We start from the raw sequence: 25,621 nt of genomic DNA on the forward strand, positions 1-25,621 counted from the left end.
TTTTTTACATTATAGTGTATGGAACTCGCAATATTGACTGCGTCGATTACTTCGTAATTCATGTTGATGGGTGTAATGAGTTATATGCTCGTTTCATACGATTAAAACTGTTTATTTTCGTTAGAATGTAAATGATAAGGCAAATTGAACAGCCCGGGGATTGGGGAATGAGCAATTGTCTGCCCCTATGGTAAAGATACCGCCATCTGCAAATTCAGGATCCAACCCGGAATATTTGGTTAATGTGACCATGTTTTGCAGGGTTACCGATGCACGAACTCTGTCTATACCAAACTTTTCGCAAAAGGTAGCTGGAATGGAGTAGCCCAAAGTAATATCGCTTAAACGGAAGAATGAGCCATCTTCCAACCAGCGGCTCTGGTCACCGCGACTATTTCGGGAATCCCCATATACAATACGTGGGCGATCGTTCGAACGATATTCCTGTGTCCAGGGTCTGAGACCATTAAAGTTGTTTTGATTATTGGCAAAATCACCAGCCGCTGCTGCCGATCCATTCCAGATGTCATGTCCGAATCGTCCATAACCATTGATCTTCAGATCAAAGTTTCTATAAGAAGCTCCGAGATTCAATCCCATTTCTAATTTGGGCCAGGGATTCCCTACAATCTGACGGTCGTCCGACGAAATAATACCGTCGTCGTTATAATCGTCATATTTAATATCACCAGGCAAAGCATTCGGCTGGATTACTGTTCCTTCCGAATTTGTATAATTGCGGACCTCTTCTCCCGACTGGAAGATACCATTCATTTTGTACAGATACCACATTCCAAGCGATTGCCCAATTTCTGTTTTAGCCAAATCGGTGTAATAGACTGTCTGGCCGTATCCCAGATCTATCACCTTATTCTTTAAATGCGACACATTCAACGAGGCTGAATAGGAAAAATCTCCCACTTTATCATTCCATCCGATCTCTACTTCAACTCCTCTGTTTTCCAGGCTCCCGGCATTCACAGCAGGCGATCCTCCTTCATTTCCGGAGCTCATCAAAATAGGAAGATACACCAGCAGGTCTCCGCTCTTTGAATAAAAATATTCGGCTGAAAAACGTAACCGGTTATTCAGTCCTACCAGGTCAAAGCCGGCATTGGCTGTGGTTTTCTTCTCCCAAACGAGATCGGTATTGGTTAATCGGGACTGGATCATTCCGATCTCTTTTGTTTCCGGATTACCCATAATTGCCCGGGGAGCGGTATTAATGGTGGATTGATAATCCCAATAGCCAATACTGCTATTTCCCAGTGTACCATAATTAGCGCGTATCTTCAAATCATCAATAAACGGAACATCAAAGAACTCCTCTCCACTGATACGCCATCCCAATGAGACGGAAAGGAAATTTCCCCAACGTTTATCTTTGGGTAAACGCGAAGTCCCATCACGACGGGCGGTTATCTGTGTCAGATATCTGTCATCATAGGAATAATTGATCCGTCCGAGATAGGATATCAGCGCAGATTCTCCGTAACTTCCTCCTGCGGTTGTGTTGCCGGTTGCGGCATCAAGCGATTTAATATATTTATCCCCGATCGTTAACGGATCTAACTTGGTAATCCAGCGGACTTCTTCGTGGAATTTATTATAAGTGATGCCGCCTAAGGCATTTACATCGTGCTTGCCAAACTTATGTTTAAAATTATAGGTTTGCTCTATCAGGATATCATGATTCTGTGCGCTGTTATATCCTAAATGCGCTGCATCATCTCCTTGTCCCATAACCCAGTTTCCTTTTTTGCGTAAGGTATTGGTAACACCCATATAGCTTTTATAAGCGACATTCAACCTGGCATCAAGCATATTGAAAAGCGATACCTGGCCAAAGACGTTACCGGTCAGGTATTCTTCTTCATTGTTTCGTTCCATTAAATCCTGCATTGCTACCGGATTCCGGCCATAAGAATTAGCCCGGTCAACATCCCCATAACCATATCCACCTGTGTGGGATTCATCATATACCGGAATTGTGGGCGGCATAAAGATAAAATCATACCACGGATTACCATTCAGCAATGTCCTGTTTGATTTGGTATAATAGAAGTTCTCACCATAAGAGAATATTCCTTTCTGTCCGCTTGTATTAAGACGGAATCCGTATTTGTCATACCCGGTACGATACAATGCTCCGTCGTCTACCATACGATTTAACGAAGTATAATACTTTACAGTGTTAGAGCCGCCGGATAGTGAAATATTATAATTCTGTAATATGCCCGTCCCCAGCATCTCTTCCTGCCAATCCGTATCGCCATCGAAATGATTCTGACGTTTTGTAATTCCTCCGACTCCGGCCAGAATCGCTTCTTCATAGGCCCGGTCATTATAAATCTTATAAGTGGAGGCGTCCATCAGATCATAACGAGGTAGCCAGTTGAGTGTCAGTTGTGAGTCGAATTTCACTTTCAAAGGCCCCTCTTTCCCCTGTTTGGTGGTAACGATTACAACCCCGTTCGCTGCCCTCGACCCGTAAATCGCGGCTGATGATGCATCTTTCAGGATTTGAATAGATTCTATGTCTTCCACATTCACACCCAGATCGCTACCGCCGTAAGCCCCATCAATAATAAATAAAGGATTGTTATTGGTCAAGCTCCCCAGACCGCGGATAATAATGGAAGCATTAGACCCCGGCTGACCACTTGATGTGATCTTTACGCCTGAAGTCAGTCCACGCATAGACTCTACTATGTTACCCGATACACGTTCTGCCAAAGCATCCTCTTTGACGACAGATACAGCGCCAAGCAAATCTTTCTTCTTTACAGTGCCATAACCTACGACCACTACCTCTTCTAAAGTCTCAATGTCTTCCTGAAGAATGATATTCAATATCGTTTCTCCATTCAAGGCAATGGTTTGTGAGATCATGCCTAAATAGGAGATCTCTAATATGCTGTTTGAAGGGATATTGGTTAAAGTGAATCTGCCATTTGTATCGGTAACAGTACCGGTTGTTTTTCCTGAAACCTGAATAGATACTCCAATTAGGGCTTCTCCTTTGGTATCAGTAACCGTTCCCTGTATGGTTATGCTTTGAGCGAACAGACACACGGAAGATATCCATACTAACATGAATAAGGTTCCTTTCCATAGATTTAATTTTTTTTTATTCATTTCATTTTTCTCTTAATTGTTTAAATTAATATGGTATATTGAAAATAATCAGTCGTTGCTTTTAATATCCCGAACCTGCCCGAAGAGATTGCCTGTGGTCTGTCTATTATCAGCCGATAAAGGGTGGATCTCTGTCGATTGATAACGATGAGAGTGATTACCCTATCGGTATACAGTCCCTGCGACAACAATTCTATTTAAATCCATGATATTTATATCAAATAAATGCAAATATATTGACAATATTAATTAGAACAAACGTTTTCGCAATTATATTTAGTTAAATAAAGTTATTTACAGGCTTGTTGTCTGCTTATTCTGTTATCTCTGTTCGTTTTATTCCAAAAAATAGGTTATAAAGCGCAAGTCAAACATAGTCGATATTGCCGGATGGTTAGTTGGGATTTTGTAGTATGGCGGTATCCATGTTTTGAATGGAAAAGCTGATAAATACAGGATAAGCAAAGCCACTCAAAAGGAAAATAAAACTTACGGGGTAGAAGTTGAATTTTTGAATGAATTTGTCCGAAATTTACGAACCGGTATAAGTAAAACGATTGTGCTAATTTTTTCTTCTTTAAAAAATTCTTTTTTAGCAGAGTCTATTTAGATGATATATTTCTTTGGTAGCAGTTTCCCTGATCGGTGTGGGGCCAATGCCTGGTTAGCGGGATTAAAAATATACGTGTTTTCCCGGATTTTTACTGGAATACACTATGAGTTCCCTGATATTAATATGGTAACCATCGGGAATATTCCTTGTTTTTAATGTTATGGTATGTTCCCCTTCGGAAAGGTCATAGTTCCATGCCACATCATGTCTGCGAACAAGAGACAATGTTGGCATCTTGATCGTTTCGATAAAATTGTTATCAATATAAAGATCAGCTTCCAACGTATTATCTTCCTGGTTGTTTTGTACTGAAGCATATCCTGTGAGAACAAAACCACAACCGGTTATACCAAATGAAACTTCATTGTTTTGCTCAGTTAACCGGGTACTTATATCTTTCCTTTCAGTAGGATGGATCCCTTCAAAACCTATTTCCAGAGCAACTGTTTGGGGAATCTGGTACCGGATAATAAATGAATCGTTATTCTCAATGCCTCCGTTTCTTTTGATCATTTCGGCAGCATGACGGAATCCTATATCATAGACTTTGTTAAGGGACATTTCTGTATACTGGAAATTCATATCCTCCACTTTTTCAATACCCTGCATCCAATAATCAGGGATATTACTGTATCCTATCATTGTGCCCAGAATTCCGGCAGCATTGGCCGGATTACAATCCGAATCATAACCGCACCTTGTACTTATATCTATTGTTGCACCGTAATCACCTTTACCGTAAAGTAATCCGATTACAATGTAGGCTGCATTGATCTTGGCATCGATATTGAACGGCATAAAAACCCCGTCGGGACATCCTTTATCATGTGTCCATTTTTTCTGCGCTTCGAACCATGCCGATTTCCAGTCGTCAGGATTGTTTTTATACCATTTAATTACATCTGCTATGCATTGATAAAATTCACTTTCGGCCGGGATAGTCTTCAAAGCCTCTTCCACTATAAATTCAATATCATTGTGAACGAAAGCAAGGGAATACATCGCAGCCACATAAATTCCGCCATAAAGGCCATCTCCGTAATTCATGATGTGGCCAATCCTGTCACAGATGGCAGCGGCCGAATTCACCATACCCGGGGACATCAATCCCGCGAAATCAGCCTCAATCTGAAAATCGATATCGTCGGCGTGCGGGTTATTTTTCCAATGCCCGGAAGCAGGAGGCATTATACCGTTAAGTATATTATAACGTGCAGCCTGATTGGCATGCCAAAGAGGATACTCAGCATGGGCAAATGCCAGTGCATGCAAAGAGTCGGGTGCATCAAGACCATGCTTTTCAAAAACATCCACAAAAGTCAAATCCATATATATGTCATCATACAGACCCGGAGAATTTTTATAATACCACAACATCCGGGTGTCATCCCATGGAATAGCTATATGGTCGTCAATCATTGTGCCGTTCCAACGAAACTCAGTCGGACCACCGTATGTGCATCCGATTACCTGTCCGGCCCAACCGCCTTTGATCTTGTCCAGAAGTTCACTTTTGGAAATCGTTACTTCATTTTTTTCTGAATAGCCCGTATTGCAGGATAATGTAATCATAAGTACCGACCACATTATGGCTGTTTTAAAGATGTTCTTCATAACTTTAAGTCTTATTTCATGATACAAATATTTTAATTGGATAAACTGACAATCAGTTGCAATCCACATCTATCACTGATATTTCTTCGGCTTTTGGGTTATCAGGTCAATGAAGTAATCCCTTATTTGCTCCCTTTGTTGTTCCGTGACAGTCAGGTATTTATGTTTCCCTTTTTCGTCGGGTGTAAATCGGGTAATCCCTTTATCATCAATACTTATCGTACCTGCAGGTGACTCTCCAAAGAAACCTTTATCTGCTTCAACAACGTAAAGTACCGAGGTCAGGTCCCATGTCTGACGGTCGTAGGGCATCTCCAGATAGGCTTTATATCCTTCAACCAGTGGATTGGGTTCTTTCCCTTTGAAATCATTTTCGATGCTGGAGGCAGGATATAATATTGTTTCACCCAGTTCGAAGGGGGATACCACTATGGGGGTCGGCCACTCCTTGATTACTTTTTGAGCGGCAGGAATATCACAGTTGACATTGAATTCCGAAAAATTTTCGTCCTGAAAATGTCCCATCATAGCGGACAGGATTTTCACTTTCCTGGCGATGAGTTCTTTCCCTGTAAGGGGTGAAAATTCATCTCCCTTGCTGTCCAGAAGCTGGGCAAGGTTAGTAGAAAAACCTACTGAAATAATATCTACCGAATTATCTTCCTGTGATGCTAATATTTTACGGTAGAGGGCTACTGAGGTAGGAAGTGCTTTATAATCCTTCACTGTTCTTTCGAAAGCAGGTTTGCCTTCTTTCTCCATTTGACACACTGCACGTACGAAATTATCCTCATTGTCTTTTTCAGATCCATTGACTACCATTCCTATAGGAATATCGGGATAGCCGTACCATGTATTCATAATATCGATATATTCAACGCAATAAGGACTTTTCTTTGTTGTAGGAATACCAAGTAATTCTATCCTGTCCTGATCCAGGTATTTATATAACATATCCAATGCAAGCGCATCGTCTACATCATTACCCATATCTGTATCGAAGATTATGTCAATCTTTTGCCGGTCAACATCTCCTTTAGTTTTGCCTTCGGAGCATGATAAAAGAAATACGAAGACGATGAATAGCCACAATGTTGTTTGTATAACCTTTCTCATATTGTAGTGTTTTTATTTATTTAAACGCATTGAATTCTCTTATACAAATTTTGCCTGATTACTTCATATCCTTATATACGGGGGAATTTCCATGGCTCTCTGTATTGAGGCTTTATATATTTATTTGCTTCAGCGATGTTGAACGACTTATTCTTATCGTCATATTGTAAAGAGACTCCGCTCATCCTGGCGGCAATATTCCCTAAATGAGCATATTTGGCGCACAAACTCCCTGTTTCTATCGTGCATGCCGTATTCCGGTCTCTTCTTTTCATGCATTCCAGGAAGTTGAACACATGATCTTTGTGGTCCTGATAATCGGCTTTGACAATTTTCCCGGGAACCTTTTCCCTTTCGGGATAAACCTGCCAGTCATCTCTATTGGCCACCAATGTCCCGTTTTTACCGGTAAAGACTAATCCGTAATTTTTACCATACGGGCCGGATTCAATACCGGCATTATTCTCCCAGGTCAGTATATAATCATCAAACTGGTATAATACTGATTGAGTGTCAAAAGTTTCATGCATACCATCCGGGTAGAGAAAATTACCGGCATTGGCCTGTATACTATTGGGCATGGTATGTATTTTCTTCGCCCAAAGTGCCATATCCAACAGATGAACACCCCAGTCGGTCATAAGACCTCCCCCGTAATCCCAGAACATTCTCCATAAGCCGTGAAAACGTTGTCTATTGAATGTCCGTTCCGGGGCAGGCCCCAACCATGTGTCAAAATCAACTCCTTCCGGGATATTTGAATCGGGAACAATTTCGGTTATTGCAGCATAATTGAAGTTGGCATATACATGTATACGGGATATTTCTCCCAATACACCCGAATCCAGGTAATCAATCATTTCTTTCCATAGCTTTGCACTTCTTTGTTGTTGACCTACCTGTACCACCCGCTGATATTTATTCGCTGCTTCGACCATCACATCGCATTCTGCTATCGAATTACTGACCGGTTTCTCAATATACACGTCTTTACCGGCCTTACATGCATCCACAAATTGCAGGCAATGCCAGTGATCGGGCGTTCCGATTATGACTGCATCGATGTCCTTTCGATCGAGGATCCGGCGGTAATCACCATATAGCTCGAATTTCTCTTTCTGCATGGAAGCCAATTCCTTTGCCCGTGACTCCATGACCGATTTATCAATATCACATAATGCCAAACATCGTACTTCATCCGATAGCAGGAAATCCGATAAATTAGCCCATCCCATAGAGCGGCATCCGATTAATGCAACATTAATCTTATCATTCGCGGATACATTAATCGATGCGGCCCTTAAATAGGCGGGCATTGCCAGGCCTGCTGCCACAGTAGAGGATGTTTTCAGGAAAGAACGTCTTGTAATACTCATAATAATAGTGTGCTAATTGTAAATTACGAATCGGGCCATTTCTAAAAGATACAATTGTGTTTTTAATTTATTAATTGATACTAATTGCAAATATATGAACAATATTTATTTGAACAAACGTTTTCGTAATTTTACTTAGTTAAATAAGCTATCTTTGTAGACTTAGTCTCTGCTTATTCCATTATTTCTGTTAGCTTTGTTAAAAAAATAGGATTATGCATCATAAATCGAACATAGTTGATATTGCCGAAAAGTCGGGATTCTCTATTACTACTGTCTCCAGGGTTTTGAACGGCAAGGCAGACAAATACAGGATCAGTAAAGCTACTCAGCAGAAAATAAAGGCTCTGGCGGAGGAGCTGAATTATGTTCCGAATGAATTTGCCCGTAATCTCCGCACCGGTAAAAGTAAAACGATTGCGTTGATTGTTCCTTCTTTAAAAAATCCTTTTTTTGCCGAGATAGCAAGCGTGGTAAATACAGAAGTGAGAAAATACAATTATATAACTATTATCGGAGACAGTGATGACAATATCGAAAATGAAAAAACAGAAGTAATGCATTTGTCATCCAGAAATCTGGATGGAATGATCATTGTTCCTTGCGGGGATGAATGGGGACATCTGGAGAGGATGCAGGAGAAAGGACTTCCGTTGATCTGTATTGACAGGTATTTTGAAGGGTTGGATCTCTCCTTTGTTTCTTCGGACAATTATGAAGGTGCCTATTCAGCATCTAAATATCTGATTGAGCACGGTCATACTTCTATTGCCTGTATCCAGGGGGTCAGACACTCAACCCCTAATATCCAACGGGTAAGAGGTTTTGTGGATGCCATGATTAATTCCGGTATCACTTCATATACGGTGACCGGAGATGCTTTCAGTGAACAGAACGGATATCTGGAAACAAAGCTGTTGCTCCGGCAAAAAGTGAGACCTACTGCTATATTTGCCTTTAGCAATACTATCGCTATGGGATGTATAAAAGCGCTTAAAGAGGAGAAGGTGAAAGTACCGGAAGATATATCACTGCTTACATTTGACGATAATCCATACCTTAATTATATAGAGCCTCCGCTTACCTGTATATCGCAACCAGTGGAAGATATTTGCAAAATAGCTGTGAAGATACTGTTTTCCAATATACTGGAGCATGATACTTCTCCCAAACATGTTCTGTTAAAAACCCAGTTGAAAGTGAAAGCATCGGTAAGGAATTTAGGTCGTCCACTATAAGGTGGGAAGGTGGAAAAGTCAATTAAAAATTAAGTCTCAAATCCGACATCTCAAAATCGAAAGAGGTTTAGTCTGCCGTTCTGCTCAAAAAATACCGGAGATGAATTTTGTATGTGCATTGTTTTGCTTACTTTTGAATCCTCTAAAATATATTTGTTTTTATGTCAGGAAAGATCAGAGCTGCCGTAGTAGGCTACGGAAATATAGGAAAATATGTGGTGGAGGCGTTGCAATCGTCCCCCGATCTTGAAATTGCCGGAATTGTCCGTCGCGATGCCGCGAATATTCCCGCCGAGTTGAAAGAATATGATGTGGTAAATTCCATATCGCAACTCGAAGATGTGGATGTGGCGATACTTTGTACCCCTACGAGAAGTGTAGAGAAATTTGCATTGGAATGTCTGGAGTTAGGTGTCAATACGGTAGATAGTTTCGATATCCACGGTCAGATAGTACAATTGCGAGAATCGCTCGATGGAGCAGCAAAGAAGCACAACGCCGTTTCCATTATTTCGGCCGGATGGGATCCGGGAAGTGACTCGGTGATCCGTACCCTTATGGAAGCGATGGCACCACGTGGGATAACCTATACCAATTTCGGGCCGGGCATGAGTATGGGGCATACCGTGGCCGTAAAGGCTATCGATGGTGTAAAAGCGGCCCTTTCTATGACTATCCCTACAGGCACAGGCGTACATCGCAGAATGGTCTATATTGAACTGGAAAAAGGACATGACTTTCAAACGGTAGCACAGGCTATTAAAGCCGATGATTACTTTGTCCATGACGAAACCCATGTTTTTCAGGTGGAGGATGTGGAAGCCCTCAAGGATATGGGACACGGCGTGCTGATGGAACGCAAAGGCGTTTCGGGGAATACACAGAATCAATTGTTTAAGTTCGATATGCGTATCAATAACCCCGCACTCACAGCACAGGTGCTTGTAGCTGTAGCTCGTGCGTCGATGAAACAACAACCGGGAGCCTATACCATGATTGAAATTCCTGTAGTGGATCTCTTGCCGGGAGAAAAAGAGGCGTGGATCAGGAAATTGGTATAAGTCAATGTAATAATGTGACAAACAACGTTCAACGGAATGAAACATAATTAAATTTGCCAATCCCGATAAGTCGGGGACAAGGTGTCTCGATTTATCAGGATTATCATATCATCACATCAGTAAATTATCACATCATCACATTTTTCCTTATCTTTGTCGAAAATATCAATTCTGATGGACATATTACTCACTGTAACCTGGAATGTAGATCCCACACTTTTTACCGTTTTTGGGCGCGAAATTCGGTGGTATGGCCTTTTATGGGTCATAGGGTTGATTGTTGCCGTGTATATGGTGCAGCGTATCTTTAAGCGTGAAGATCTTCCTGAAAAGTGGTTCGATTCGCTTTTCTTTTATATGATCGTCGGTATTATCGCAGGAGCCCGCCTGGGGCATTGCCTTTTTTATGAACCGGCTTATTATCTCGCCAATCCCGTTGAGATACTGAAGGTATGGGAAGGTGGCCTGGCAAGCCATGGGGGAGTGATCGGAATTATTATTGCCGTCTGGCTCTATTCGAGGAAGGTGACCAAACTCAGTATGTTGTGGACGTTCGACCGGGTGATGGTGCCGACGGGATTTACCGCTGCAATGATCCGTTTCGGAAACCTGATGAATCACGAGATCTATGGAGGTCCGACCGATCAGCCGTGGGGATTCCGGTTTGTAACTAATCTCCACCAATGGATGCAGGGTGCTGAACCGGTTTATTCACAACCGTCGCATCCCACGCAGATATACGAAGGGTTGGCCTATCTGGTTGTTTTTGCCGTCACCGTGTATATGTACTGGAAAACAGATGCCAAAGATAGAAAAGGATTGATTACCGGCGTAGGTATCCTGCTGATTTTCCTGTTCCGTTTTTTCGTGGAATTTCTCAAGAATGTACAGGTCGAATCTGAAATAGCCATGCGTGATAATACCGGCCTGATCTTAGGTCAATGGTTGAGTATTCCCTTTATTATCTGGGGTATATGGCTGATATGGAACGCCTTGCGAAGACCAGCTCAGGTAGCAGATACTCCAAAGCAATCTCAAATGGCACAGCCCAGACCAAAGAAAAAAAAATGATTTGCTGATTTAGCGATTTGTTGATTTGATGATTGAGACTAAAGCGGGACAAGTCATGTCAATGAGACTAATAAAGAACGACATTTGTAATTAGTCATTAGTAATTGGTAATTAGTAATTTATTAACATGTTGATTTGTTGATTAATTAGGGAATACGAAATATATGTACAAGCCGATTGAAGTAACAGAAGATATTTTTTATGTGGGTGTGAACGACCGCACCAAACATCTTTTTGAGAGTCTATGGCCCTTGCCGCAAGGTGTTTCTTATAACTCTTATATTGTCAGGGATGAAAAAACTACACTGATCGATACCGTCGATATTTGCTATTCAGATCTTTTTATGCGTAAGATCCGGTCAGTGTTGGGTGATAATCCCATCGACTATCTCGTGGTGAACCATATGGAGCCCGACCATTCCGGTTCCATCGAATTCCTTGTCTCCAGATATCCGAATATCCAGATCGTAGGGAACAAGCGAACCCTTGAAATGCTGAAAGGTTTTTACGGGATAGTGGATAACGTGGTTGAAGTGAAAGATATGGATGAGATGAGTCTGGGAAAGCGTACGCTCCAGTTTTACATGACTCCTATGGTGCACTGGCCGGAGACAATGATGACCTATGTCAGGGAGAGCAGAACCTTGTTTAGTGCTGATGCCTTTGGTACCTTCGGCACACTCGACGGTGGGGTGTTAGACAGGCAGCTTTGTCCTGAAAGGTATCGTGACGAGATGATCCGTTATTACTCCAATATCGTGGGAAAATTCGGCTCCCCTGTGCAAACGGCCCTGAAAAAACTGGCCAATGTGGGTATCGACGCTATCTGTTCCACCCACGGTCCCGTATGGACGATCCCGGAAAATATAGCCGGTGTGATTGCCTTGTATGATCGGTTAAGCCGTTATGATGCCGAAGAAGGACTGGTCATTGCCTACGGAAGTATGTATGGCCACACCGAAGAGTTGGCTGAGATCATTGCCGGCGAAGCTGCTGAAAACGGGGTAAAGAGCATTGTGATGCACAATGTGTCGAAAAGCCATGAGTCGGATATCCTTCGTGATGCGTTTAAATACAAAGGATTGATCATCGGATCACCTACCTATAACAATAAATTGTACCCTGCGGTTGACAGTTTGATTTCCGCCCTGCAAAACCGCGGACTGAAGAATCGATTCTTCGGTTATTTCGGTGGTTTTACCTGGGCCGACGCCACCGCCAGACAATTTGAGGCTTTTGCCGGAGCAATGGAATTCGAAACAGTGGCTGAGCCTGTAATCATGAAGCAGGCTATGCTGGCCGACGTAGTGGAGAAAGCCCGCAATCTGGGTCGTACCATGGCGCAGAAGCTGACTTCAGGTACAGAAGTAGTTTCACAATACGTCTAACTGTCAATAAATATAGAAACATGAGACTTATCATTCAGCCCGATGCCGATCAGATGGCACAATGGGCAGCCAATTACATTGCAGCAAAGATCAATAGTGCAAAACCGACGACAGAGAAGCCTTTCAAATTGGGATTGCCGACCGGATCATCACCTTTGAAGACCTACAAGGCTTTGATCAAATTGTATGAAACAGGACAGGTATCATTTGAGAACGTGATTACGTTTAATATGGATGAGTATATCGGTTTGCCGGCAGACCACCCGCAAAGTTACCACACTTTTATGTGGGATAATTTTTTCAGTCATATCGATATTAAAAAGGAGAATGTATATATCCTCGACGGAATGGCAGAAGATCCGGAAGCTGAATGTGCCGCATATGAACTGGCCATAGCAGAGGCGGGAGGTATCGACCTTTTCCTTGGTGGGATCGGCCCCGATGGGCATATCGCCTTCAACGAACCCGGCTCTTCGCTTAGTTCGCGTACACGTGTGAAAACGCTTACCACCGATACGGTGATTGCCAACTCCAGATTTTTTGATAACGATGTGAACAAGGTACCCAAAACAGCGCTGACAGTAGGAGTAGGTACTGTACTTGATGCCAGGGAAGTGCTTATCCTCGTCAACGGACATCATAAGGCCCGTGCGCTATATCACGCTGTGGAAGGATCTATTAACCAGATGTGGACGATCAGTGCCTTGCAATTGCATGAAAAAGGGATCATTGTTTGCGATTACGATGCCTGCGCCGAACTGAAAGTGGGTACTTACAAGTATTTTCTCGATATCGAACATGATAATCTGAATCCGGATTCGCTACTGTAGTGTATTGGTTGGTACATTGCCAATTCTATATAACCGCTACCGTTTAGAAGATAAAAAGTGTGGGCTCCTGCCTGCACTTTTTTCTTGATACCTTAACGTTTTTTACTTGATCTTTAACAAGTTCCGTCGATTATTAAGTGAACAAGACCCGTTTATTGTTTGTTTACCGAGAAATCACAGTATCAATCGCACAGAAAAATGAACAAGGTAAAAAATATATTTCGTCTGCTTCCGGGCCTGCTGTTTCTGCTAATTCCTTTTCTCCTTTTTTCGGAAAACAGGAAAAGCGAAACAGAGATAAAAGTGGTCGATTTCAAACAACTTCAACCTTTGTTGGAACAAGAGGACGACACTATATATGTGGTGAATTTCTGGGCCACATGGTGTGCTCCCTGTCTCAAAGAGATTCCTTATTTTGAAGAATTCGGCGAAAAGTACCGTGACAGGAATGTAAAGGTGCTTATGGTAAGCCTCGATATGCGTAGCCAGTTAGAAACGAAACTGATCCCCTTTATTGAAAAGGAGAAGATGAAGAATGAGGTCATTCTTTTGGATGATCCCAGGTTCAATGATTGGATACCTTTGGTGGACAAGAGCTGGACCGGTGCTATACCTGCTACGCTTATCTATGGGAACGGGTTCAGGAAATTTTATCCGAAAGAACTCACCTTGGCTGAACTGGAAGAGATTGTACAACCTCTATTGGCTAATTAACATTTTAAATGACAGTAACAATGAAACAGTTTTTAATTTTATCAGTTTTGACGTTGAGCGCATTATCGTTGAACGCGCAACCTATCGCGGTCGGTTCCGTTGCCCCCGATTTCTCACTGAAGAATATCGACGGTACGACCGTCTCTTTGTCCGATTACGCAAATGAGAAAGGGGTGATGGTGATCTTCTCCTGTAACCCTTGTCCTTATGTGCAGGCTTACGAAGACCGTATGATCGCTTTGCATAATGAGTTTGCTCCACAGGGAGTTCCGGTGGTGTATATCAACCCGAACGATCCGGTACAATCACCTGCCGACTCTTTTGAAGAGATGAAAAAAAGGGCTGCTGAAAAGAACTTCCCTTTCCCTTACCTGGTGGATGAAGGACAACAGGTATATCCGGCATACGGTGCTACCCGCACTCCGGAGATCTTCCTGTTAAAAAATGAAGGTAATGGACGGTTTGTGGTAGTTTATACCGGAACCGTGGATGATAATTATCAGGATCCAGCGGCTGTGACCGCTCCGTATGCAGCGAATGCAGTACGTGCTTTACTGGCCGGTAATAACCCCGATCCTGCAACAACAGTAGCGATTGGTTGCACTATAAAGCCAAAGGGATAATAGTTTTGGGTTATTAGAACGCAGAATAAATAATGCGGAATTTTATCCGCCGGATTGCAATCCTCCTTTCGGGAAGTATGCAGGTTCCGGCGGATTTTTTGCTTTTTTCAATAGCCGATGTTCGCCTTCAATTTTTTAAAGTTTACTTTATTTGATGACATTCAGTTATTCTTGTCTTTCGGCTTAATACCACAGGCCTCTCCTGTGGGTTCATCTTTGGAACGATACCATATATCGTTGTAATCATCAGGGCGCCTGCGGAATTTTGCCAGGATATAGGAGCATGACGGGATTACCTGATATCCATTCTCCCGTGCATAATTGACCATCTCATTGAATAATCTTCCGGCAATACCTTGCCCTTCCAGTTCTGGACGTACGCCTGTATGATAGGCGTTCAGCAGATTATCTTTTATTTCGAAATCCAGTTCAGCGACCTGCCGCCCTTCCTGTTCAATGAAAAAACTACCCCGGTTACTGTTGTCTATTCTGAATTGTATATCCATATCATTCAATTTTAATTGTGACCTGTTTGTGACCTACTTTATTAAAACATATTCCTCTTCTGATTTGTTGAGTCGTAAAATGCTTTACTTGTTAAGCAAGGAAAAAAGATTGAACCAGTACGGAGTTTGTGGAAATGTTAAAAATGATATCCTTGTGAGTTGAAAATGAGATTTTTGTAATTTTATTCGAAAAATACTATGAAAAAAGATATTATTTTTTGTGTAGAATGAACAAAAATGCATTACTTTTGTTTTTGAAATATAAATAAAGACAAAACGATAGTGAGAATATTTTTACAAGATACAGCCGCAACAATATGTAACACTTCAGTAAAAAGGGGATGTTGCATGTGTATGTGTATGGACATGTGTATGTCCTTCAGGCGATGTTGTGTCGGAGTAGAATAAAAGAACAATAGAATATATTACGTTAATATAGAACTCTCCTGGTACAATAAAATATCAGGAGAGTTTTTTTATCTTAGGGTTAGAGTCAATTAAAAAAATCAAATGAATAAATATTTTATCCAATATAACGATAATACTTGTACTACATGTTGTATGACGATGTGTTGCTGTATGGCTATGTGTATGGTCAGGAATCATATCGTATTGGATAGGGGAAAATAGTATTATAATAAAAACATAAAACATAAAAAACTCCACCGATACGGCTTCGGTGGAGTTTTTTTTTTGCTCAATATTAATTATTAAAAAAACGAATGACAATGAAAAGATTTGGATTTATTAGGTTATCATTAGTAGTTGCTGTATTGTTTTCTACAAACGCTATAGCTCAGCAGAATTCCAGGGAAGTGATATACATTAAGAGTGCACGGTTTGCCATATCTCTAATAGAAAAATGGGCTTCTGAGTATGAAAAAGTGAACTCCCAAATAGAAATTAAGTTTGCGGAAGGGCAATCATCCGATGAAGATATCGATTTAAGCTTTATTACTTCCATCAATGAAGAGGGGGCTGAAAATGAAAATCAGATTGTATCATATACCGGACGATATGCTTTGCTTCCGGTTACCAATGCAGAAAATCCATTGTTAAACGAACTCAATCGTAAAAGATTGAACGGTAAAAGATTGGAGAGTCTGTTCTTTGATAACGATATTCTCGATGAATATTCCGATTCGGCGAATAAGCAGAAACATGATATAACTATCTATTCGGGCACCAATACCAATTCCTTTGCTGGAGCCTTTGCCTCTCACTTCGGATATTCTGCGGCTGATATCAGAGGACGAAAAATATCCGGCGACGATATTTTTCTTATAAATGCCATACAGAAAGATAATACGGGCATCACGTTTAATAATCTCAGCTATATCTTCGATATTGACACACGTGGATTGAAAAATGGCTTAGCCCTTATTCCGTTGGATATAAAAAAAGAACAACGTGAAATATTGCAGGAAGCCGATATCGACAAGACAATAGCCCTGCTCGAAAAAGAAAGCATATCACTTATTCCTGTTGAAAATATCGGATTCGTTTATGAGGAGAATAATGTTCAGGCAAAAAGATTTTTGAAATGGATCCTCTCCGAAGGACAGAAATACAATCAGGAATACGGTTTTCTTAAGGCAGAAGAGACCATTTTGTCTGCACAGTTGAAGGAGATTGAGGATTTGCTTCTGACAGCTACTTACTGAAGTGTTTGAAAATAAGAAATATATAAAATCATTCGTTGCAACAAAAAGATAAGCGCTCCCATTAGCCAATTGCAGTCGGACGCGGAAGCGCTTATATTCACTCTAAAAAAATTAGAATATGACAAATGTATCACTTTTTTACAGGAACAGAAGATTATCCCTCATATTAAAAAAAGGTATTTACGTTTTTTTAATCCTTCTTTTGTGTTCTTTCAGTACTTATGGGCAGGAAACCATACGGGGTACAGTCGTTGATAAAGAGAATCATCCGCTTCCCGGAGTTGCTGTTGCTATAAAATCGACCACTATCGGAACAGCAACCGATATAGACGGGAATTTCAGTTTTACCACAGACCAATCGCTTCCGCTTACATTGACAATTAACCTTTTGGGTTATAAGACACAGGAAATCGATGTATATGAGGCAAATGAAATCATAAGGGTAATATTGTCGGAAGATATTAATTATCTCGACGAAGTGGTTGTGGTAGGTTATGGTACAGCCAAAAAGTCCAGTTATACCGGATCGGTCGCTGTGGTTGGAGCCAGAGAATTGGAAAAACTGGAAATCACTTCTGTCGGGAAGGCTTTACAGGGGACGGTCCCGGGACTTCAGTCAGTTTCTTCCGCGGGTCAGCCCGGTAGCGATGCTTCGCTGTATGTGCGCGGGATAGGCTCAGTCAATGCTTCCACATCGCCTCTGTATGTTGTGGATGGTGTTCCCGGAGCAAATCCCAATCAGATAAGCGGGAAAGATATTCAGTCGATATCGATACTGAAGGATGCTACTGCAAGTGCCCTTTATGGATCGAGAGGCGCTAATGGTGTAATCGTTATCACCACTAAATCGGGAAATCTCAACACGAAACCGGTAGTCAATTTTTCGAGTAGTGTGGGGTTTACGAGCCGCGCCGTCAAAGACTACGAGTATCTCTCTGCAAACGAATATTACGAATTGCAATGGGAGGCCATCCGCAATACCCAGTCAGACCAGGGTAGAACTGCTGCAGAAGCTGCTCAATATGCGACCGATTACCTCGTTGACGGTGCACTTAAAGTGAATATCTACGGCCCTCAGTATCCTAAGCCTGTCGGTACGGACGGAAAATTGGTTGCCGGAGCAACGCCGTTATGGAATGACGACTGGGGTAAAGCCATCTCACGACTCGGAATACGTCAGCAATACGATCTGAGTGTCAGTGGTGGAAGTGCTAATACAAGATATTTCCTGTCAGGAGGGTATTTAAATGAAGAAGGATGGATAAGAACTGCTGAATACGAACGTTTCAATTTCCGTACAAACATACAATCGAAGATCAATAACTGGTTCGAGATCGGTGGGAATGCCTCACTTTCGTCGGGTTATCAAAGATCTCCTAACCAAAGTGACAGTAACACGGGAAACTTTGCCAATTTCCAGCGCCTTATTTCAAACATTTATCCGGTTTATGAACGTAATCCCGATGGTTCGTACGTGTTGGACGAAAACGGGAATAAAAAATGGGATTATGGCATATGGCGCCCGACTACGGCTGCCAGCGGAGTGAATATCCTTGGAAATGCGGAACATGCCATATCGGGTAGTAAAACAGAGGCTGCATTGCTTAGCACAAACTTCAATATCACTTTTCTACCCGGTTTATTGTGGAAGACGACAGCAAGTGTCGATTACAGGACAGGAAGTTCGCACTCTTATTCCCATTCCTATTACAGCACGGGGGTAATATCCGAAGGTGCAGGCACTGCCAGCAGGAGCGCAAGCCGCACACTTAACTATACGGTAAACAGTTTTATCGATTATAGCTTTGGCCTGGGTAAATCACATTCCTTTAATCTCCTCGCCGGACCGGAGGTATATGTAAATAATATAACATCATTGTCAGGAAGCCGCACCGGCTTCCAGGTACTGGGAAAAACCGAACCTTCGGCAGGTTCCACAAGCGGCATCTTCTACGGAACTTCCGACAATTACCGGTTGGCAAGTTGGTTGAGTAAACTGGATTACAATCTTCTTGATCGTTATCATTTCTCTGCCAGTTACCGCCGTGATGGCTCTTCACGTTTTAGTAAGGAGTCGCGCTGGGGTAATTTCTGGTCGGTGGGCGCCGCCTGGAATGTGAAGAGGGAAAATTTCCTGCAGCATGTGAGGGATATCGACAACCTAAACCTTCGTTTCAGCTACGGAGCACAAGGTAACGACAATGTGGGTAATTATGCTTACGGCGGTTTTTATGAGATCTATAACAGTCTGGATATGCTGGGATTATTGCCGTCTGAGCTTCCAACGCCCGAATTGAAATGGGAAACAAACTTAAATCTCAATTTCGGGATAGATATTTCCCTGTTCGAGAACCGGTTGATCGCCCAGATCGATGTGTATAACCGGCAATCGAAAGACTTGCTGTTTGAAAAACCGCTTTCTCCTTCCACCGGTTATAGCGGCATCAATGCCAATATCGGTTCATTGAGCAACAGAGGTATCGACGGGCAGATAACCGGTACTCCTATCCGGAATAAAGATTTCAATTGGGATATTACTCTCAACTTCGGACATTATACCAATAAAATAACCAAATTGCCCCAGGAAGAAATACTTACAGGTTCGATAGGACAATTCGGAAATACCAAGAAAATGGTAGAAGGTGGCTCGGTCTATGACTTTTATATCAAGGAATGGGCGGGAGTCAATCCTGAAAATGGGAAAGCCACATGGTATAAAGATATTGTTGACGAAAATGGAAATGTAACCGGACGGACTACCACCGAAGATCAGACAGAAGCCACGCAGTATTTCCAGGGAAGTTCATTGCCTGATTTTTATGGTGGTTTGAACAACCGGATTTCCTATAAAGGATTTGAACTGTCATTCCTTTTGTCGTACAGTATAGGAGGTAAGATATTTGATGGCGACCAACCGTTTATCATGCATCTGGGATATGCGCCCGGCCGGAACTGGTCGAAAGAAGCACATACGCGTTGGACGCCGGAAAACAGGGATACCGATTTTCCCCGCCTCTCTTATGTCTCCGACCCGTGGAATACAATTCCATCGACTCGATTTCTGTATAGCGCTACATATGCGCGCCTGAGAAATGTTGTTTTTTCCTATTCATTCCCACAGCAATTATTATCGAACTGGAATTTATCGGATCTGAGACTGTATCTCACTGGTGATAATATTCTGACTTTCTTCGGCCATAAGGGATTGGATCCCGAGCAAACCGTTTCCGGTTCGACATTCTACCGTTATCCCGCACAAAAATCATATTCACTGGGAATTAATGTGTCATTTTAATTAAGATAAGATTATGAAGCAGAAATTTATATACATACTGGTCACTTTGTCATTATTTACGTCGACTTTATTTACGTCGTGCAGCGACAGTTTTTTCGAGACTTCTCCGGCAACCCTGATTACTACACCGGAGGTTTTCTCTTCCGAGGACAATATCGATGCCTTTATTAACGGGGCGATTCGTTATTTGATGGAAAACAGTACATCCCAGGATAATCCGGGACTTCCTGCCATTTTTCTTACACATGAAGTAATGGGTGAAGATGCTTTTGCACGTGACGGGCGTTATGGATTTCGTGATTCATATCCATACCGTGATCCGTTTGATAATACGACAAGACGGGCTTTGTTCTTCTGGACTTTACAATACACATCGATTGATCATGCAAACAATATAATTGCCAATATTGATATCGATGAGAGTACAAAACAGAGTATAAAACATCTCAAAGGACAGGCTTATGCTTTACGCGCATACAATTATTTAAACCTGGTACGTCAGTATCAGTTTACATATGTGAAAGATGCGAATACAAAAGCTATTCCCGTCTATACCGAGCCTACGACTCCCAATACCAACCCCAATCCCCTGTCGACAGTCAGTGAGGTATATGATTTGATTATTAAAGATCTGACGGAGGCGGAGAAACTGCTTCCAGGATTTGAACGTACAGTGAAGAACCGTCCCGATATTAACGTGGTGTACGGATTATTTGCCCGTACCTATCTTACGCTTGAAAATTGGGAACTTGCAGCCGAGTACGCAGCCAGGGCCCGTGCAGGCTATCCTGTTATGACGCCTGAACAATATACCGGAGGATTTAATGATGTGAGTAATCCGGAATGGATCTGGGGGCATCCGCAAACCCAGACTCAGAACAAGGGAGGCGCGTCATATCTGGCATATATAGAAACAACGCCTTACACCACAGATGCAAACGGAACGAATCTTTATTACGGTTACAACAGCATCATGCCTGATCCCCATTTTATAGCTCTGTTTGACGATGGGGATATACGTAAATCGCTTTTCGAGATAGCCACGCAACCGGCAGAGGCACTGTATAGGCATTACAGGTATAAGAAATTCAGGAATAAATATCCTAATCACGACGGGCATATTGTTCTGATGCGCTCTTCGGAAGTATTACTTATTGAGGCTGAAAGCAAAGCCCGGTTGAATGATGTGAATGGTGCCGTTGGAACGCTGAATGAATTGCGCCGCAACAGAAATCTTTCCGATCTGTCGGCAACCGATTTTGACAAGGAGGGTATCATCGATGAAATACTGCTTGAACGTCGGCGTGAACTCTGGGGCGAAGGTTTCCGCCTGTATGATATTCTGCGCTTACAAACAGCTCCTGTCCGTCGGGAGACAACGGAGACTTTTGTAGATGATGAGGGTAGAACGGTGTCTGTAAGAGGACATTGGATCACCAGATTCCCCGATGGTACCGATTTAGTGCCTAACAGTAAGTATTATCTTTTCCCTATTCCATTAAACGAGATCAATAACAATCCTAATTTAGATCTGTGAATTCAAGATTTAAGATTCAAAATTCAAAATTTTTAGTTTTGGTCCTTAACTCTTAGTTCTAGAAACGTTTATATACAAACAAGAAAAATTAATCATATGAAGAAGTATTTATTATTAATCGTGATAGCTTTTGTAGCATTTTCATGCAAGCAGCAAAGCAGCAATAATCTGATCCTCAACGGTAGTGTTGAGGGAGTACAATCCGGTACGGTCTATTTGCAGAAATTCAGTAACAAAACATTTTTTGTAATAGACTCAGCAGCAATAACAGACGGGAAATTCCACCTTTCCAAAGATATACCACTTCCTGAGATTTACGGATTAACATTAGATACATTGAAAAATTCCTTTCTCGTCTTTTTCGATGAAAATCCGGTGACGCTACATCTTGATTCTTCGCGTTATTACCGTAATACAAAAGTAGAAGGTTCGGAGTTGCACGATTTGTTTGTGGAATACAAAGCGCAACGCCATGTGAAGATCGACTCGTTTATCCGTCAACATCCTGCTTCACTGGTATCGGCTTATGCCCTTTATCGCGATTTTTCCTACCGGTTGTCACCTGAAGAGATCAGGTCAAATATTGAATTGCTTGATCCTTCTTTATGGAAAACGCCATACGTACAAACATTGGAAGAACTGATAAGTACTCTCGAAGTGGTAGCGATCGGTAAGCAAGCACCCGATTTTACGGTAAATGATACGGAAGGGAATGCAGTAAAACTTTCGGACTATTTGGGCGAAGAATATGTGCTGCTTGACTTCTGGGCATCGTGGTGCGGACCTTGTCGTAGAGCAAATCCGGGTAAAGTGGCCGCGTATGCTAAATATAAGGACAAAGGTCTTGACGTTTTTTCTGTATCACTTGACAAAAGCAGGGAGAGATGGTTGGAAGCCATTGAAAAAGATAACCTCACATGGACGCATACTTCCGACTTGTTACATTGGGATAGCGAACCGGCAAAATTATACGGTGTAAGAGCTATTCCTGCCAATTTCCTGATAGATAAAAACGGTACTATCGTTGCCAAAAACCTGAAAGGGGAAGACCTGGATAAAACATTGGATGATCTGTTGACAGTTGACAATTGACAGTTGACAATTGACAGTTGACAATTGATAATTGATAATTGACAGGTGATAATCAGTGAATCAGTGAATCATCAAATCGTCAAATTAAAAAAATGTCTTAGTTCTTGTATTTAAATTATTAATCGTATGAAAAATGTATTCACTATAATTGTTATTTCGTTTGTTGTACTGTCAACGGTTCATGTCAGGGCAGAGAAAACTGATTATTTCTTTGCGCCGGAAATAATATTCGATTCAACAATTCCGACTCCGGAAGAGTTTTTAGGTTATGAGATCGGTAGCAGGATTACCGAACACAGCCGGATCAATGCATATTACGAGAAACTCGCCGAACTATCCGACAGGACTTCTCTGATAGAGATCGGGCAAACGCATGAAAAGCGTAAGCTGTATGTACTGATCGTTTCATCACCCGAAAATATAAAAAATCTCGACAGGTATAAAGAAGCCCGCCAGAGAGTTCGCCAGGGAGAAAAGCCGGACAGACCGCTGATCGTCTTCCTGGGAAATACGGTGCATGGCAATGAAATTTCTTCTTCAGAAGCAGCGTTATTGTCGGCTTACTATTATGTAGCAGCACAAAACGATTTCGTAAAGAAACAACTTGAAGAGGGAATCTATTTTATCGATCCCGTCCGCAATCCCGACGGACAGGAGCGCTTCGCCTCATGGGTGAACTCCAATACAAGTGTAAATACCTGTAATATTTCCCAGTTCGACCGTGAACATACAGAGGGTTGGCCCAGAGGCCGCGGCAACCACTATTGGTTTGACCTCAATCGCGATTGGGTGAATATCGTGCATCCCGAAAGTAAGGCCCGGGTCGCGTTTTATCAGGATTGGCTGCCTCATGTGCAGGCTGACCATCATGAAATGGGGACAAACAGTACCTTCTTTTTCGAACCGACTGATCCTGATGGGAATGAGAGCCGCTTTGTTCCGCAATCAACCTATCAGCTTAACCGGCTTTTTGCAGATCATTACGCCAAAGCACTGGATAAAGTCGGTTCTTTTTATTATACAAAAGAATCTTACGACAATAAAAACCCGAATTTCGGTTCTACTTATCCCGATTATAACGGAGGTGTGGGAATCCTTTTTGAGCAAGGGTCGTCGAGAGGTCTGAAACAGGAATCGGATAACGGGATCGTAACGCTTCCCTTTACCGTAAGGAACCAGTTGGTAACAAGCATTGCGACGGTTGATGCGGCTATAGCGCATAGAGAGGCTTTGTTTGATCTTCAGAAGGAATTTTTTACCCCGCTCCGGGGAAGGGAGGCTTCGAAATCATATATTATCGGTGATAGTTATGATTTGTCCCGATTGCATAAATTCGTTCAGTTGCTGCTCGACCACCGACTGGAAGTATATGAAAATTCAAACGACGTCACGATAGATAGCGTGAAATATGAAAAGGGGAAATCCTATCTCATTCCGGCAGGACAAGCTAACAGCGCATTGGTGGGAATTATTTTCGACGATATAAAAGATTATGAAGATGCTTCAAAGTTAGGTTATGGAGCCGGTTTTTCCGTCGCTTATTCCACCGGGCTTTCTTATAATGTAACAACCTCTTCGCCACGGGGAGCAAGGATACAGGCATTACCGCAAGTATATACCGGCAGTTTGCAACCGTCGGAATATGCCTACCTGGTGGATTATCGCGACTCAAAAAGCCAACAATTGCTTTTCAGGCTTTTGGAGAAAGATATTCTGGTTAAATCGGCCTTTAAACCGTTCTCCATAAGTACGGATAAAGGCGTGAAGGATTTCTCTTATGGTAGTCTGCTTATTCCCGTAAAAAATCAAACCACCTCTTCCTCCGAATTATATGCGATATTGAAAGAACTGGCGGAACAGGAAAAAATTGATATTATTCCTGTCTCTACAGGCCTTAATGTGAAGGGAGTCGACCTGGGTAGCAGTGCTTTCAAGCGGATAGAAAAACCGAAAGTACTGGTAGTGACCGGCGGCGATGTATCATCGCTTGAAGCCGGCGAAGTGTGGCATCTGTTCGACCAGCAATTAAAATATCCGTTGGTACGCGTCGACTTTAATGTTTTCGGACGGGTTCCTCTGCATGAATTCAACCGGATTGTCTTTGTAAGCGGCAATTATTCGTTTTTGAATGAATCGGATATTGACAACGTAAAAAACTGGGTTAGAAACGGAGGTGTGCTGATCACCCTTAACGGAGCTTCCCGGTGGGCAATAACCAATAAAGTTGTTACTGCGAGATTTGCAGAGAGACCTGATACTGCCGCACAAAAGCAGGATGTAAATATCCGCTCCCGCTCGTTTGAAAGATTTGCCACATCCATATTTCAGACTAAAATAGACCTGGAACATCCCCTGGCTTTCGGGCTGACAAGCGCGAAACTGCCGGTAGTACGGGAAAGCGCCTTGTTTCTTGCTCCTTCATCCAATGCGGTGTCAGTATATACTGACGATCCCTTGCTCAATGGTTATATCTCTGCCGAACATCTGGAGAGGCTGAAAAATTCTGCCTCTATTCTGGCTTATAACTCCGGCAGGGGGAGTGTGATCCTCTTTGCCGAAGATCCGTTGTTCCGTGGAATATGGGATGGAACGAGCCGCACTTTTGTGAATGCGGTTCTATTCGGAAATAATATTTCCGGAAGATAGTGCTGCTGGTTTTCTTTCTGTTTCTTGTAAATAAATCCGTAATGAAATAATGAACCACAATATGCTGGAGAAACTGTTTAAGCGCAATAACCTGTTCAT

General features: G+C 42.2%; 17 protein-coding genes. 12 read left to right on the forward strand and 5 right to left on the reverse strand.

The window, feature by feature from the left end; genetic code table 11:
* Positions 1 to 120 precede the first annotated feature (120 nt).
* From F597_RS0113645 to F597_RS0113660, 4 genes are all read right to left on the reverse strand, one after another.
* Positions 121 to 3,138, reverse strand: a complete 3,018-nt coding sequence (locus tag F597_RS0113645; RefSeq protein WP_019540314.1) for a SusC/RagA family TonB-linked outer membrane protein — start codon at positions 3,136 to 3,138, stop codon at positions 121 to 123.
* A 673-nt stretch (positions 3,139 to 3,811) separates the two neighbouring features.
* Positions 3,812 to 5,365 (reverse strand): ADP-ribosylglycohydrolase family protein, encoded by a 1,554-nt coding sequence (locus tag F597_RS0113650; RefSeq protein ID WP_019540315.1) that lies wholly within the window; start codon positions 5,363 to 5,365, stop codon positions 3,812 to 3,814.
* A 72-nt stretch (positions 5,366 to 5,437) separates the two neighbouring features.
* Positions 5,438 to 6,481: a nucleoside hydrolase gene (locus tag F597_RS0113655; protein ID WP_019540316.1), complete on the reverse strand. Its 1,044-nt coding sequence runs from the start codon at positions 6,479 to 6,481 to the stop codon at positions 5,438 to 5,440.
* A 71-nt stretch (positions 6,482 to 6,552) separates the two neighbouring features.
* Entirely contained in the window at positions 6,553 to 7,857 is a 1,305-nt protein-coding gene (locus tag F597_RS0113660; protein WP_019540317.1) for a Gfo/Idh/MocA family oxidoreductase, read from the reverse strand.
* A gap of 215 nt (positions 7,858 to 8,072) precedes the next feature.
* On the opposite strand from F597_RS0113660, the gene F597_RS0113665 reads away from it, so the two are divergent.
* From F597_RS0113665 to F597_RS0113695, 7 genes are all read left to right on the forward strand, one after another.
* Complete coding sequence (locus tag F597_RS0113665; RefSeq protein WP_019540318.1) at positions 8,073 to 9,095, forward strand: LacI family DNA-binding transcriptional regulator; 1,023 nt, start codon at positions 8,073 to 8,075, stop codon at positions 9,093 to 9,095.
* A 161-nt stretch (positions 9,096 to 9,256) separates the two neighbouring features.
* A complete protein-coding gene (locus F597_RS0113670) occupies positions 9,257 to 10,156 on the forward strand; it encodes a diaminopimelate dehydrogenase (protein ID WP_019540319.1) in 900 nt (299 codons plus the stop codon).
* 180 nt (positions 10,157 to 10,336) lie between these two features.
* Complete coding sequence (gene lgt, locus F597_RS20850; protein WP_044060342.1) at positions 10,337 to 11,227, forward strand: prolipoprotein diacylglyceryl transferase; 891 nt, start codon at positions 10,337 to 10,339, stop codon at positions 11,225 to 11,227.
* 164 nt (positions 11,228 to 11,391) lie between these two features.
* Complete coding sequence (locus F597_RS0113680) at positions 11,392 to 12,615, forward strand: FprA family A-type flavoprotein (RefSeq protein ID WP_019540321.1); 1,224 nt, start codon at positions 11,392 to 11,394, stop codon at positions 12,613 to 12,615.
* 20 nt (positions 12,616 to 12,635) lie between these two features.
* A complete protein-coding gene (gene nagB / locus F597_RS0113685; RefSeq protein WP_019540322.1) occupies positions 12,636 to 13,445 on the forward strand; it encodes a glucosamine-6-phosphate deaminase in 810 nt (269 codons plus the stop codon).
* A 198-nt stretch (positions 13,446 to 13,643) separates the two neighbouring features.
* On the forward strand, positions 13,644 to 14,159 hold the full coding sequence (locus tag F597_RS0113690) for a TlpA disulfide reductase family protein (RefSeq protein WP_157279145.1): 516 nt from the start codon (positions 13,644 to 13,646) through the stop codon (positions 14,157 to 14,159).
* Between the two features lie 20 nt (positions 14,160 to 14,179).
* Positions 14,180 to 14,782, forward strand: coding sequence for a thioredoxin family protein (locus tag F597_RS0113695; protein WP_026327465.1), 603 nt, complete (start codon positions 14,180 to 14,182; stop codon positions 14,780 to 14,782).
* A 161-nt stretch (positions 14,783 to 14,943) separates the two neighbouring features.
* Here F597_RS0113695 and F597_RS0113705 read toward each other — a convergent pair whose 3' ends face one another.
* Positions 14,944 to 15,288 carry a GNAT family N-acetyltransferase gene (locus F597_RS0113705; protein WP_019540326.1) on the reverse strand — a complete coding sequence of 115 codons (345 nt, stop codon included), beginning with the start codon at positions 15,286 to 15,288 and terminating at the stop codon, positions 14,944 to 14,946.
* A gap of 728 nt (positions 15,289 to 16,016) precedes the next feature.
* On the opposite strand from F597_RS0113705, the gene F597_RS0113710 reads away from it, so the two are divergent.
* The 5 genes from F597_RS0113710 to F597_RS0113730 all read left to right on the forward strand — a co-directional run bounded on the left by F597_RS0113710 (position 16,017) and on the right by F597_RS0113730 (position 25,522).
* On the forward strand, positions 16,017 to 16,952 hold the full coding sequence (locus F597_RS0113710; protein WP_019540327.1) for a hypothetical protein: 936 nt from the start codon (positions 16,017 to 16,019) through the stop codon (positions 16,950 to 16,952).
* 118 nt (positions 16,953 to 17,070) lie between these two features.
* A complete protein-coding gene (locus F597_RS0113715; protein WP_019540328.1) occupies positions 17,071 to 20,247 on the forward strand; it encodes a SusC/RagA family TonB-linked outer membrane protein in 3,177 nt (1,058 codons plus the stop codon).
* Positions 20,248 to 20,260: 13 nt separating this feature from the next.
* A complete protein-coding gene (locus tag F597_RS0113720) occupies positions 20,261 to 21,784 on the forward strand; it encodes a RagB/SusD family nutrient uptake outer membrane protein (protein ID WP_019540329.1) in 1,524 nt (507 codons plus the stop codon).
* 96 nt (positions 21,785 to 21,880) lie between these two features.
* Entirely contained in the window at positions 21,881 to 22,876 is a 996-nt protein-coding gene (locus F597_RS0113725) for a TlpA disulfide reductase family protein (RefSeq protein WP_019540330.1), read from the forward strand.
* 126 nt (positions 22,877 to 23,002) lie between these two features.
* Complete coding sequence (locus tag F597_RS0113730; RefSeq protein WP_019540331.1) at positions 23,003 to 25,522, forward strand: M14 family zinc carboxypeptidase; 2,520 nt, start codon at positions 23,003 to 23,005, stop codon at positions 25,520 to 25,522.
* The last annotated feature ends 99 nt before the right edge of the window (positions 25,523 to 25,621 follow it).

Origin of the sequence: Proteiniphilum acetatigenes DSM 18083 (assembly GCF_000380985.1) — a bacterium.
GTDB classification, from domain to species: domain Bacteria; phylum Bacteroidota; class Bacteroidia; order Bacteroidales; family Dysgonomonadaceae; genus Proteiniphilum; species Proteiniphilum acetatigenes.